Below are 12,403 nucleotides of genomic sequence, written 5' to 3'. Positions count from 1 at the left end.
CAATTGGCACGTCGTTTTTCCAAACCCGATTCCGGTCGATCCGCGCGGACCGAACGGCGTGCAGCACAGGCGAAATCGGAGGCGCATGCGGGCGATCCGCATGCGTTTTTGCCAACGCGTGAGGAAGTCCTCAAATATATCGAGGAGAATCCTGACCGCGCCGGAAAGCGCGAGCTGGCCAAGGCATTCAATATCAAGGGCGATGCGCGGGTTTATCTGAAAGACCTGTTGCGCGAACTGGCCGATGACGGTCTGGTCGAAAAACGCGCACGCAAGCTGTCCCGTCCCGGATCGCTGCCAAGCGTCGCCGTACTGGATGTAACGGGACGCGACGACGATGGCGGGCTGCTGGCCCGTCCAACCGAATGGGACGAAGCCGCCTATGGCAAGCCGCCGGTGGTGCTGGTGCGCCGCACACGGCTCAACAAGGCATCGGAAGGTGGCCCGGCAGTCGGTGTCGGTGACCGCGTTCTGGCAAAGATTTTCCGCAACGAAGACCGCGACGGCCCGGAGTATACTGCCCGCGTGATGAAGCGGTTGGAACACCGCGCCAATGCGGTGCTGGGCGTCGTGCGCAAGCTCGGCAACGGCGAATGGCGGCTGGAGCCTGTGGATCGCAAGCAGGCCGAAGTGCAGCTTGATCCCGCTCAATTGGAAAATGCCGAAAGCGGCGATCTGGTGGAAGTCGAGCTGATCTCGTCGCGCCGTCAGGGATTGCCGCGCGGTAAGGTCCGGCAGGTGGTTGGTTCCATCGATAGCGAAAAGGCGCTGTCGATGATCGCCATTCATGAGCACGAAATCCCGCATGTTTTCCCGGATGAAGTGATCCGCGAATCTGAAGACGCCAAACCCGCCACCTTGGACGGTCGGGAAGACTGGCGCGCTGTGCCCCTTCTGACCATTGATCCGGCGGACGCCAAGGATCACGACGATGCGGTCTATGCGGAGCCGGATACCGATCCGGAAAACCCCGGCGGCCAGATTGTCATCGTGGCGATTGCCGACGTGGCGGCTTATATTCGGCCCGGCTCGGCACTGGACCGCGAAGCTTTGAAGCGCGGCAATTCCGTCTATTTCCCGGATCGCGTTGTGCCAATGCTGCCGGAGCGCATATCCAACAATCTCTGTTCGCTGCGTGAACTGGAAGACCGCCCGGCGCTGGCTGTGCGCATGGTCTTTGCATCTGACGGTCGAAAGAAAGCGCACAAGTTCCATCGCATCATGATGCGCTCTGCCGCCAAGCTTGCCTATGCACAGGCCCAAGCGGCAATTGACGGCGCAACGGATGACAAGACGGCGCCAATTCTCGATAGCGTGTTGAAGCCGCTTTGGGCCGCTTACGCAGTGTTGAAGCGCGGTCGCGACGCGCGCGAGCCGCTGGAACTCGATCTGCCTGAAAAGAAAATCCTGCTGACGCCGGATGGCAAGGTGGACAAGGTGATCGTGCCGGAACGGCTTGATGCGCATAAGCTCATCGAAGAGTTCATGATTCAGGCGAATGTCGCGGCAGCTGAAACGCTGGAAGATCACCGCCAGCCTTTGATCTTCCGTATTCACGATGAGCCGGCGCTGGCCAAGCAGGAAAGCCTGCGCGAGTTTCTGCGCACGCTCGACCTTAATCTCGCCAAGGGCGGGCCGCTGCAACCGTCGCAGTTCAACCGTATTCTGGCGGCCGTCGACGACACTGATCATCAGGATCTGGTCAATCAGGTCGTGCTGCGCACCCAGAGCCAGGCCATTTACAGCCCTGAAAATATCGGACATTTCGGGCTGCATCTGCGCCGCTATGCGCATTTCACCTCGCCGATCCGCCGTTATGCCGACCTTATTGTGCATCGTGCCCTTATCAAGGCGCTGCGGCTTGGCAAGGATGGTATCACCACCGACGAAGAAGCGCGCCTTGAAGAAATATCTGCGCTGATCTCCTCCACCGAGCGCCGCGCCATGCTGGCCGAACGCGAAACCGTTGACCGGTTGATCGCCCATTTCCTCGCTTCGCATCTCGGTGACGAGTATGAAGGCCGCGTAACGGGCGTCACCCGGGCCGGTCTTTTCGTGAACCTTGCGACATATGGCGCGGATGGGCTGGTGCCCATTTCAACTTTGGGTCATGAATACTATTTATATGACGAAGCCAACCATGCGATTGCCGGAGAACGAAGCGGAAAAGGCTTCCGCCTCGGTGATACGGTTACGGTCAGGCTGGTCGAGGCGCTCCCCGTTGCGGGCGCGCTTCGTTTTGAGATGGTATCGGAACCGCATCCCCTGCCGATGTCGACGCGCTCGCATCACAAGGCAAGCAGGACGGTGCGTGGGCGAAAGGGCAAGCCTTCGGGCATCCCGCGTCACAAGAAGAGAGGTCGGTAATGAGCACGCTTGAGGCCAATTCCGCGCAGAACATTCAGGTTTTCGGTGGCGAAGCCAACAGTAAAGCCCATCCCAAGCGTCCGCTTGGCGAGGCCATGTGGCGCGGTTTCCGCTGCCGCTGCCCGCATTGCGGCGAAGGACAGCTTTTCCGCGCTTTCGTCAAACCCGTCGCCAAGTGCTCCGTATGCGATGAGGATTACACAGAACAGCGCGCTGACGATCTTCCGGCCTATCTGACGATCCTGATTGTCGGTCACATTGTTGTCGGCGCTTTCATGGGCGTGGAAGCCACGACCAATCTGCCACTATGGGCGCATATGGCAATCTGGGGGCCGCTGACGATCATTTTGTCGCTGATCCTGTTGCAGCCGCTCAAAGGGGCAACCATCGGCCTGCAATGGGCGCTGTACATGCATGGTTTCGGGGGTAAGGGCGAAGGCGACTACGGCGACGTGACCTGATCCGGCTATCATGACCGTGACAGTTTCCACTCCCTTGGCTGAACAAAAGAAGAAGGTGCTGCGCCCGCGCGACGCAGCCTCTCTGCTTCTGATTGACCGCTCGGCAGGCACGCCGCGTGTGCTGATGGGCAAGCGTCATCACAGCCTGGCCTTCATGCCGGGAAAATTCGTATTTCCCGGCGGTCGCGCCGATTCGATTGACGGCGCGATTGCGGCCGCAAACGAACTTAGCCACGACGACACACGAAAACTCCTGGATGGCATGGGCTCTCGCCCATCCATGCGCCGCGCCCGCGCGCTCGGGCTATGCGCTATCCGCGAGACATTCGAGGAAACTGGACTGCGTGTGGCCTATCCGGTCGCCGATGATTCTTCCGCTGAACCGCCGCGGGGGCTTCCGGCCAACCATCAGGATTGGCGGGCTTTTCTCGGTCAGGGCGCGCTGCCTGCGCTGTCGAGCCTGCGATATTTCGCCCGTGCCGTGACCCCGCCGGAACATGTCCGTCGATTCGATACCCGCTTCTTCATCGCGTTTTGCGACAGCCTGCCGGAATTCGGCAAACAACAGCTTGCACCAAGTGGCGAACTGGAGAACCTCGACTGGGTATCGATTGATGATGTGGCCAAGCTCGATGTCGCTCTCATCACCCAGATCATATTGAAGGAAGCCAAAAGCCTTCTGGCTGAAACACGCCTTGATTTGCCTGCTGCCCTCCCGGTGGTGCAATACCGTATGCGGCACGGCCGCTTTGTCCGTGAAGTGATCTGAACTGATGAATAATGAAATTCCAGCAACCGACCGTGCTTCTACCAAAACGAGCGCGGCAGGTGTAAAAGGCGCTCCTCCGCAAGAAGGCCAGATGCACTGGCGTTCGCTTGCAGCCGCCATTGCGACCATCAGTGCGGTGGGTGCTGCTATCGGTCTGGGCATTCCGCTTCTCAGTGTACTGCTGGAAAGCCGTGGTCATTCGGCAAGCCTCATCGGCGCCAATACGGCTGTTGCCGGCCTTGCCTCCATCGCCGCCGCGCCGCTCGCCGCCCCAATCGCCGCAAGGCTTGGCGTGGTCAAGGCCATCTTCCTGATGCTTATCATCGGCGGCGTTGCCTTCCTCGGCTTTCATTTCTTCCAGCCGCTCTGGGCGTGGTTTGCGCTGCGCATCGTGCTGCATTTCGCGCTGACGGTGCTCTTCGTCCTGTCCGAATATTGGATCAATGCCTCGGCGCCACCGGAAAAACGGGGGCTGGTTCTCGGTATCTATTCCACATCACTTTCGCTTGGTTTCGCACTTGGGCCTTGGCTTTTCTCGAAAATCGGCAGTGCCGGCGGCCTGCCGTTCTTCGTCGGATTCGCGATCATCATGGTCGCGCTTATCCCCGTGACGATTGCCTGGCGCGACAGCCCTGATTTCGAGGAAGGCGAGCATGTCCCCTTCCTGCCGTTCATTTTCGCGGTACCAACCGCGACGATGGCGGTCTTCGTCTTTGGCGCGGTGGAAACGGGCGGCTTTGCGCTGTTCCCGGTTTTCGGCGCACGGATCGGCTATCCGGAAGCAGATGCAGCGCTTCTGCTGACAATGATCGGCCTCGGCAATGTGCTGCTGCAAATTCCGCTCGGCATCATCAGCGACAAGATTCCGGATCGGCGCAAACTTCTGTTGTTTTGCGCGGTCACAGGTCTCATCGGCATGATCGCGCTGCCCTATCTGATGAACCAGTGGTATCTGATGGCGGGCGTCCTGTTTTTGTGGGGCGGCGTCGTGGCTGGCCTGTATACGGTGGGCCTTGCCCATCTCGGCTCAGAACTGACTGGCCGCGAGTTGGCCTCGGCCAATGCTGCCTTCGTGTTTTGCTATGCAATTGGCATGCTGGCAGGCCCGCAGGCCGTCGGTGTCGGCATGGATGCTTTCGGCCCGGCAGGTTTTTCGTGGACGCTTGGGGTATTTTTTGCCGCATATGCGATCTTTGCAGCAGGAAGACTGCTTTTCAGAAAGAAGCGGTCTTGACTTTTCGGCCCCAATCCGTAGTTATGCGGCGAATTTCCGCTGCCGGGTGAATTGCCGGAATCGCTGGCGGTTACCATCCATAGAGTATGACCCCGGAGAATGGGAACCCGATAAGCGGGTCCGGTTTCCGAAAAGGTGATGCTCCGGCAAAGTTAAAGAGCAGGTATTTCGATATGGCCAAGGCTACGACGATCAAGATCAAGCTTTTGTCGACCGCTGACACCGGCTTCTTCTACGTTACGAAGAAGAACAGCCGCACGATGACGGAAAAGATGACAAAGACCAAGTACGACCCGATTGCGCGCAAGCACGTCGACTTCAAGGAAACGAAGATCAAGTAATTCGTTTCCTGTGTTGCCCTTGCGGTAACCGGAATCAAAAAAGCCGTCTCTCGCGAGACGGCTTTTTGTTTTTGATCTGATGTTTATCAAAACAGTCAGGCTGCCGAAGCGACCACCCGATTGCGCCCGTTCTTTTTTGCGAGATAAAGCGCGGCATCGGTTCGGTCGAAAAGCGCTTCGACGCTGTCACCCATCAGGCGCAAGCCTGCCAGACCGACACTGATCGTCATATTGACCTTGTGACGCCCGCTGGCGACCGAAAAGGGCACAGCCTCCACGGAGGTACGGATACGCTCTGCAACGGCCGCTCCGGCCTGCAAATCAGTATCCGGCAGCACGACGATGAACTCCTCACCGCCATAGCGGCACATCAGATCCATGCCGCGTATATTCTTGCGCAGGCGCGAGGCGAATTCGCGCAAAACATCGTCACCCGCATCGTGTCCGTACTGATCGTTGACGCGCTTGAAATAATCGAAGTCGATCATAATGACCGTCAGCGGGCGCTCCCGACCCGTTGCGCGGCTATACAGCACCGGCATATGCGTATCGAGATAGCGGCGATTGTGCAGGCCTGTGAGGTCGTCTGTAACGGCCATGGTAATGGAGCGGTTCAGGCTTTGCCGCAGCAGATCGTTGTAGCACTTGCGCTTGATCTGCGTGCGCAGCCGCGCAAAAAGCTCCAGCTTTTCCAGCGGGCGCATCAGATAGTCGTTGACGCCAAGTTCCAGTGCGCGAACGACAAGCGCGCCTTCATCTTCCCGCACGATCAAGATAATCGGCACCAGTCGGGTGCGCTCGATGGTGCGCAGCTGCGAGCACAAGCGCAACGGATCGTAATAGGTGAATGCCGCCGAAACGACGATACTGTCGTAATCCGCTTCGATCGCCTTGATCAGAGCGGTATTGGCGTCATTGGCGATATCGACCCTATAGGTCTCGCTTAAAATCAGGCGCAAACGTGCTGCCGCCGTTTCATCTTCATCCACGATGAGGATACGCGCCGCGTCCTGCCGGTTTGGACCGGAACCGGAAACCTTGGCTATAAGCAGCGCCTCAACTTCCGCATCAGCCACGCTGTTGCTGCGTTGGAACAGTTCGTCCGACACCAGCTTCAGGCGGGCGAGGCTTTTCACGCGGGACATCAAGTGAAGATCGTTGACCGGCTTGGACAGGAAATCGTCTGCCCCCGCCTCCAATCCGCGAATCTTGTCTTCCGGGCGGTCAAGAGACGTCACCATAACGACAGGAATGTTGGAGGTGCGCGGGTCGTCCTTCAGCTTGCGGCAGACCTCGAAGCCATCCATGCCAGGCATGAGAACATCGAGCAGGACGACATCAATCTGGCCGCCCAGACAAATCTCGAAGGCATCGAACCCATTATAGGCACTGACGACTTCATAATATTCAGCAAGCAGCCTTGCTTCCAGGAGCTTCACATTGGAAGCCACATCATCGACGACGAGAATTCTGGCAGTCATGATCCCCCTCGCCTGGTCGAGCCTAAGCGTCGCCCAGATAAGACTTTATCGTTTCTATAAATCTTGGAACAGAAATAGGCTTCGAGATATAAGCCTCGCATCCGCCCTGCCGGATGCGCTCCTCATCGCCTTTCATGGCGAAAGCCGTGACGGCGATCACCGGAATATGGCGCAGTTCTTCATCGTCTTTCAGCCATTTGGTCACTTCTAGACCCGAGACTTCCGGAAGCTGGATATCCATGAGAATGAGGTCTGGCCGGTGTTCGCGTGCGAGATCAAGCGCCTCGAGACCGTTTCGTGTCCGGATCGTTTCGTATCCGCTGGCTTCGATAAGATCGCGAAACAACTTCATATTCAATTCGTTGTCTTCGACGATCATTACGCTTTTCGTCATCGAAACTTCCCTGGGGCAATTCCCCGGCCCGATTTTTCATTCATCCACTGGCATTGGCTGACACCAGACAGTGCGCGCCGACATTCCCCTCGGTGCACTCTTTGATTTAACCTCATTTCATTGACGAAAGGCAAATAATTCCGTTGTCGCTACAAGGGCATGCATCTTATATGAAAACAATAGCAGGCCTTAGCGGCGGCTGTTGGGATCGCTTGAAATGGAGAGTGACGGTGAAAACGCTTATGAACGAAACAGAAGCGCAAGGCCTCGCCATTGAAGCTTTGGCATGGCTCGCGCAGGATAAGGATTTGCTGCCCCGCTTTCTGGCACTGACGGGCATCGAAGCCTCATCCATTCGTCAGGCTGCGCGCGAACCGGGCTTTCTGGCCGGTGTGCTCCAGTTTTTCCTAAGCCACGAACCGACGCTGATGCGCTTCTGTGAGGAAACCGGGCGTGATCCGGCCATTATCCAGCAAGCGGCCTCGTTTTTGCCCGGTGGTGCAGGCCAGCATTTGCAGAGCGGCGCCGACTGATTCGAAGACGCCGTTCTGTTTCAAACCTGATTTCAGGCAGCAGTTGGTCCCGTAACCACCTCTTCGGCTGTCGAAACGCTGATAACGTTCAACTCATGTGCTCGCCCGTCGCGTGCCGTCCATGAAATCGACTGACCGGGCGCAAGTCCGATCAATGCCGTACCAATCGGTGTCAGAATCGAAATCTTGCCCTGAGCAATGTCCGCCTCGCCGGGATAAACAAGCGTCACGCGGCGCTCATGTCCGTCATTGGAACGGAATTCAACCACCGAGCCCATATGCACGACGTTCTGCGGCAGGCGCTTGGCAGGCACAACCTTGGCGCGATCAAGTTCGGCCATCAGCTCGTCGGCGATTTCCTCCTGCTGCTCGGGGACGCTGTTGGCCAGCCCCATCAGGCGCTCGTAATCAACGTCACTGACGACAATATTAGGCTTCTTGCGATTCTTGACGCTCATGGCGATAGCTCACTGTTATAAAGATAAATATCTCCGAGCGTCTTGGCTCGAAGCGGATGACTGGGGTGTTTTTGTGAAAGCGCTTATCGAGTTCGCTTGAGACAAGCGACGAACCATCCCCCGGAGCCCATCTGCGCTAGGCAGGGCTCGAGGGCCTTTATCCCGCGATCGGTTGAACCCGATGGAGTATGGCGGCGAAATGGTTGTTCATGACACTAAACTTGGTGATATCGCTGCCAATGTCAAGAGCATGACGGTTGGGCGCGGCTCTGCCAGTGGCGCTGCGCCGGATTGATGATATAGAAGGTATGTTCCTTTTATGTTCGTCAGATCAGCCTCGTTCCGATGATAACTGGTCAGACGACAACGCTGTGCACATTCACGATGGTTGAGAATTTCGCCGGAAACAGTTCTGAGCAAGGCTTATGCCGCGACTGCCTGTCGTTGCAGAAGAGCGCTTCCGTGCGCCGCTGTTATTCCTGCGGTAGTCCGCGCCTGATACGACACCCGGAACTATACAGGCTAACGCTTGCGCATATCGACTGCGATGCTTTTTACGCGTCGGTGGAAAAGCGCGACAATCCTGAACTGCGCGACAAGCCGCTCATTATCGGCGGCGGTAAGCGCGGCGTCGTTTCCACCGCCTGCTATATTGCCCGTATTCATGGCGTGCGCTCGGCCATGCCGATGTACAAGGCGCTTGACGCCTGTCCGGAAGCCGTCGTCATCAAACCCAATATGGAGAAATATGCCCGCGTCGGGCGCGAGGTGCGTCAGCTGATGCGCGACCTCACCCCAATGGTCGAGCCGCTTTCCATTGACGAAGCGTTTCTCGATCTCAGCGGCACCGAACGATTGCACAAGGCACCGCCCGCCGTTGTTCTGGCGCGCTTTTCCAAACGCGTGGAAAGCGAAATCGGAATCAGCGCGTCCATCGGCCTGTCCTATTGTAAATATCTCGCCAAGGTGGCTTCCGACCTGGAGAAGCCGCGCGGATTTTCTGTTATCGGCGAAGCCGAAGCGCTGGATTTTCTGCACGACAAGCCAGTGAGTATGATCTGGGGTGTAGGCAAGGCATTTGCAGCCAAGCTGGAAAGCGATGGCATCCGCAATATCGGTCAGCTTCAGACCATGGATGAAGGCGCACTGATGAAGGCCTATGGCACCATGGGCCAGCGTCTGTATCGCCTGTCGCGTGGACAGGATAGCCGGCGTGTCGAGCCTGATCACGATATGAAAAGCGTTTCGGCAGAAACAACCTTCAACACCGATCTTTCGACAGCTGCTGATCTCGTTCCTGTTTTGCGCGCGCTTGCCGAAAAAGTATCGCGTCGCCTGAAGGCTGGCGAAATTGCCGGACGCACGGTTGTGCTCAAGCTCAAAACACAGGACTTCAAACTGCGCACCCGCAATCGCCAGCTTTCCGACCCGACCCAGCTGGCCGACCGCATTTTCCGTCATGGATTGCAGCTTCTGGAAAAGGAGTTGGACGGAACCAAATTCCGACTGCTTGGGATTGGCGTCAGCGAGCTTTCATCGAGCGAGCGAGCCGATCCGCCCGATCTGGTCGACACACAAGCCACCAAACGCGCTGTGGCTGAAACCGCGATTGATCGCCTGCGCAACAAGTTCGGGCTGAATGCAGTGGAAACGGGCTATACCTTCTCGAAAGGCAACCTCGCCCGCACACAGACACCGCCAGATCGCGACGATGAAGATTGAGTGGTTGCTACCTGAGTGGAATTCAAACCGCTCGGTTTAGCGCGGAAACTAACTTGTTTCGGCACGAGACTTGCGGTTCAATCCCGATAAATACAGACACGGAGGGTAGAATGCTCACAGGACCACTATGTCGAGCGGGCCGCGCACTCGTTGAGATTTCGCGCGATAATCTTGCGAAGCTGTCAAAAGTGGACGCGTCGGTTATCGAAGACTTCGAACGGAAAATCGATAAGCCTTCAGCCGAAGTTATCAACAAGCTGCAAGTGGCTCTGGAAGACTTAGGTGCGGTCTTTATCCCTGAAGACGAGCGCGGCGTTGGCGTTCGGTTGAAATTCACGGCTTCGGAAGCCAAACGCATCGCCATCCTCGAAGGCGAAGGCGGCATTATAGCCCAGGATGACGTGACCTGACACAACGCTCGCGTGGCCATGCAAAGAACCGTATGTACGGCAAATGCGTGATGTACTGGGGATCATAGCAGCAAAGCATGAATGAGCGTCTGCCCCGCGTAAACGGGGCAAATTTCTCATCCGCCCCAAACGGTCTTGCCACCGGCGAGGCCCGATCCCGAACCTCCCAAAGATCCAACCCTGTTCTTGCCGCTCGCAACGATGGTAGCAGCAGATTTTTCGGACTTTACTGTCTGAGTGTCTATGTTTCCGTTCGCTGGCACTGCTGCGAACGCAGTCCCCGTCACCATGAATGCACCAACAGCTAACAAAGCTATGGTCTTCATTATCCCTCCTCTGCTGGTCTCGCCAGCATGACGCCGAAATACAATCTGATCATGTCGGCGTTGTTACACAATCCAGGTAGAGCAAACGTCAGAATTGGCTTCTATGCTATACGGCACTTGTCGTATTTCGGCATGAGAAGGCTATTTGGATGTGATCAACAATATTGAATCTTTACATGGCTGTAGCATAAGGTCGATAATAGAAGTCCGGGCGGGACATAAACCATATTGGCAGGAGAGCACCTTATGTCACCGAAGCTCAAAGCCGCGCTCGTCGGCGCAATCGTTGCAATTGTCGTAGGCTTCGCCGCATCGCAAGGTCTGATCAGCCAACAGACAGCAGAAGAAATCAAGGCCAAGACAAATGAAGTTCTTACAGAAGAACCTGCCCCCGCTCCTACACAGACGCCTCAGCCGCAAACGAATGAACCCCAGCCGCAAGCGCAGCAACAATAGGCTTGCACCTGTCTTCCGACCAGCACCGTGCTAACCGCTTGCTTCGCATGTACAGCGGTTCAGACAGAAACCATCCGCTACCGGAGGGGGTGCAGAGTGAATTGATTGCCACACTCAATAAATTAATCATTGAGTATCAAGTGCTTATAGCGATTTTGGATAAGAGATGGAGGCCTCGCCCGGAATCGAACCGGGGTGCAAGGATTTGCAGTCCTCTGCGTAACCACTCCGCCACGAGGCCTTCCTGAGAGCGTTTCCAAATCAATTGGTTGTGCTCTGCGCAGTTCCAATATTGATCCCTGCCCGCTTCGTCAAGCGATTCGAGGCCTTTGTGTAAAAAATCCTTGGTGTTTTCCTTTGCCATGCAAAAGAGCGCGCAGATGCCCTCCATCTGTCCCCAAATCATCGTGCGGCAATTGTGATCGCGAGAATATTAGAACCTTACGATCTGTTAACTCGTTGGAAAGGACAGGCTGTGCAACAATAAGCGCATGAGACAAGCCTCACCATGGAGACGCGTTAAACACGCCGTTTGCGTCGTGCTGAGAGTGGTCGTCCTTGCTGCGCCCATTCTGCTGGCATTGGCGGCCTTGACCATGGTGACCAATCCGGACGGCAACAAGATGCCTGTTCCAGACAAGGGCGTTTCCGGAGGAACCGCACCGACCGGCAACTGATGCCGTCAGAGCCTACGATAAGTGGAACCGTTTGGTTTCAGCGCGGATAGCTCAGCTAGAGAGCAACTTGTCGTTACAAATTGCAACAACGGGAAACCTTACCGCCAGATCAGAGATTTAAATAGCTTTTAGGATACCGCAATCATTTAATTGCGGAGATGGTCTATGGCCAAGCTACAGCTCTTTTTCTCAAAAGCCATGCCCTATATGGGAACGGGCTTCATGCTCGTTAATTTTGTGGCCTTGCTCTATGCCGTCGTCATCCACTGACGATCTTTATGAGGTTCATCGGTTCCGAAAAGGGCGCCGTAGCGCCCTTCGTTACTTAACGACGTGCCACACGCCGCCCTTGCCATCCCCCTTGGCGTCGCCCTTCTTCATATCTTCATGGTAACGATAAAGCGGCATGCCTTTATAGGCCCACATATCCTTGCCATCCATTGCTTTGACGACCGAGAAATCTGTGTCCGCTTTCGAGGCCTTTTCTGCATGAAATGCAGGCCACATTTTCAGACATTGGGCATCGCATGACGATTTGCCGCCCATATCCTTGTCGAAGGTGTAGAGCGTCATGCCTTTCGGCGTGACCAGCATTTTGCCGGATGGGCTGTCCATCATTTTGGCAGGTTCGGCAGCAAATGCGCCAGCGGTCGACAGCGCGACCAATCCGAGTGCTAGAAACATCGTTTTCACGGCATATCCTCCTTGGATTCGGAAGACAGGCTTATGATCATTACAACTTTGCCTGTTCCTTCCAAGGAGAATTGTGCGCCC

Annotated in this window: 14 protein-coding genes and 1 tRNA gene; 10 read left to right on the top strand and 5 right to left on the bottom strand. The window is 56.4% G+C overall.

The window, feature by feature from the left end:
* The first annotated feature begins 3 nt into the window (after positions 1–3).
* The 5 genes from rnr to rpmG all read left to right on the top strand — a co-directional run bounded on the left by rnr (position 4) and on the right by rpmG (position 5,172).
* Positions 4–2,367, top strand: a complete 2,364-nt coding sequence (gene rnr / locus ACTJKP_RS18275; RefSeq protein WP_440631681.1) for a ribonuclease R — start codon at positions 4–6, stop codon at positions 2,365–2,367.
* Entirely contained in the window at positions 2,367–2,828 is a 462-nt protein-coding gene (locus tag ACTJKP_RS18270; RefSeq protein WP_078336954.1) for a DUF983 domain-containing protein, read from the top strand. Before rnr ends, ACTJKP_RS18270 begins: the two co-directional genes overlap by 1 nt.
* A 10-nt stretch (positions 2,829–2,838) precedes the next feature.
* A complete protein-coding gene (locus ACTJKP_RS18265; protein ID WP_078336953.1) occupies positions 2,839–3,597 on the top strand; it encodes an NUDIX hydrolase in 759 nt (252 codons plus the stop codon).
* A 91-nt stretch (positions 3,598–3,688) separates the two neighbouring features.
* Positions 3,689–4,831, top strand: coding sequence for an MFS transporter (locus ACTJKP_RS18260; protein ID WP_078337081.1), 1,143 nt, complete (start codon positions 3,689–3,691; stop codon positions 4,829–4,831).
* 173 nt (positions 4,832–5,004) lie between these two features.
* Complete coding sequence (gene rpmG / locus ACTJKP_RS18255) at positions 5,005–5,172, top strand: 50S ribosomal protein L33 (protein WP_007878621.1); 168 nt, start codon at positions 5,005–5,007, stop codon at positions 5,170–5,172.
* A gap of 95 nt (positions 5,173–5,267) precedes the next feature.
* Here rpmG and ACTJKP_RS18250 read toward each other — a convergent pair whose 3' ends face one another.
* Together ACTJKP_RS18250 and ACTJKP_RS18245 are read right to left on the bottom strand one after the other, a co-directional pair.
* The gene (locus ACTJKP_RS18250) at positions 5,268–6,653 is read right to left on the bottom strand and encodes a PleD family two-component system response regulator (protein ID WP_440631680.1); all 1,386 of its coding nucleotides are present in this window, start codon (positions 6,651–6,653) and stop codon (positions 5,268–5,270) included.
* A 22-nt stretch (positions 6,654–6,675) separates the two neighbouring features.
* Positions 6,676–7,047, bottom strand: a complete 372-nt coding sequence (locus tag ACTJKP_RS18245; RefSeq protein WP_007878616.1) for a response regulator — start codon at positions 7,045–7,047, stop codon at positions 6,676–6,678.
* 230 nt (positions 7,048–7,277) lie between these two features.
* Here ACTJKP_RS18245 and ACTJKP_RS18240 point away from each other — a divergent pair, with 230 nt between their 5' ends.
* Complete coding sequence (locus ACTJKP_RS18240; RefSeq protein WP_440631679.1) at positions 7,278–7,580, top strand: DUF3572 domain-containing protein; 303 nt, start codon at positions 7,278–7,280, stop codon at positions 7,578–7,580.
* Between the two features lie 32 nt (positions 7,581–7,612).
* Here the strand turns inward: ACTJKP_RS18240 and rnk are convergent, their stop codons facing one another.
* Positions 7,613–8,038 carry a nucleoside diphosphate kinase regulator gene (gene rnk / locus ACTJKP_RS18235; RefSeq protein ID WP_440631678.1) on the bottom strand — a complete coding sequence of 142 codons (426 nt, stop codon included), beginning with the start codon at positions 8,036–8,038 and terminating at the stop codon, positions 7,613–7,615.
* A 384-nt stretch (positions 8,039–8,422) separates the two neighbouring features.
* Between rnk and ACTJKP_RS18230 the strand changes: the two genes are divergently transcribed.
* From ACTJKP_RS18230 to ACTJKP_RS18220, 3 genes are all read left to right on the top strand, one after another.
* Positions 8,423–9,760 (top strand): DNA polymerase IV, encoded by a 1,338-nt coding sequence (locus ACTJKP_RS18230; RefSeq protein WP_440631677.1) that lies wholly within the window; start codon positions 8,423–8,425, stop codon positions 9,758–9,760.
* A 110-nt stretch (positions 9,761–9,870) separates the two neighbouring features.
* Positions 9,871–10,170 (top strand): hypothetical protein, encoded by a 300-nt coding sequence (locus ACTJKP_RS18225; protein ID WP_078336949.1) that lies wholly within the window; start codon positions 9,871–9,873, stop codon positions 10,168–10,170.
* Between the two features lie 572 nt (positions 10,171–10,742).
* Entirely contained in the window at positions 10,743–10,952 is a 210-nt protein-coding gene (locus ACTJKP_RS18220; RefSeq protein ID WP_440631676.1) for a hypothetical protein, read from the top strand.
* 167 nt (positions 10,953–11,119) lie between these two features.
* On the opposite strand, the gene ACTJKP_RS18215 is transcribed toward ACTJKP_RS18220, so the two are convergent.
* Positions 11,120–11,193 (bottom strand) — tRNA-Cys (locus tag ACTJKP_RS18215).
* Positions 11,194–11,500: 307 nt separating this feature from the next.
* On the opposite strand from ACTJKP_RS18215, the gene ACTJKP_RS18210 reads away from it, so the two are divergent.
* Positions 11,501–11,629: a hypothetical protein gene (locus ACTJKP_RS18210; RefSeq protein WP_440631675.1), complete on the top strand. Its 129-nt coding sequence runs from the start codon at positions 11,501–11,503 to the stop codon at positions 11,627–11,629.
* Positions 11,630–11,950: 321 nt separating this feature from the next.
* On the opposite strand, the gene ACTJKP_RS18205 is transcribed toward ACTJKP_RS18210, so the two are convergent.
* Positions 11,951–12,322: a COG4315 family predicted lipoprotein gene (locus ACTJKP_RS18205; RefSeq protein ID WP_138784694.1), complete on the bottom strand. Its 372-nt coding sequence runs from the start codon at positions 12,320–12,322 to the stop codon at positions 11,951–11,953.
* Positions 12,323–12,403 lie beyond the last annotated feature (81 nt).

The organism is Brucella sp. 22210 (genome assembly GCF_052045675.1).
In the GTDB taxonomy this organism is placed as follows: Bacteria; Pseudomonadota; Alphaproteobacteria; order Rhizobiales; family Rhizobiaceae; genus Brucella.
Note: the sequence above shows the minus strand (reverse complement) of the source record. Positions and strands in the feature narration are given on the sequence as shown.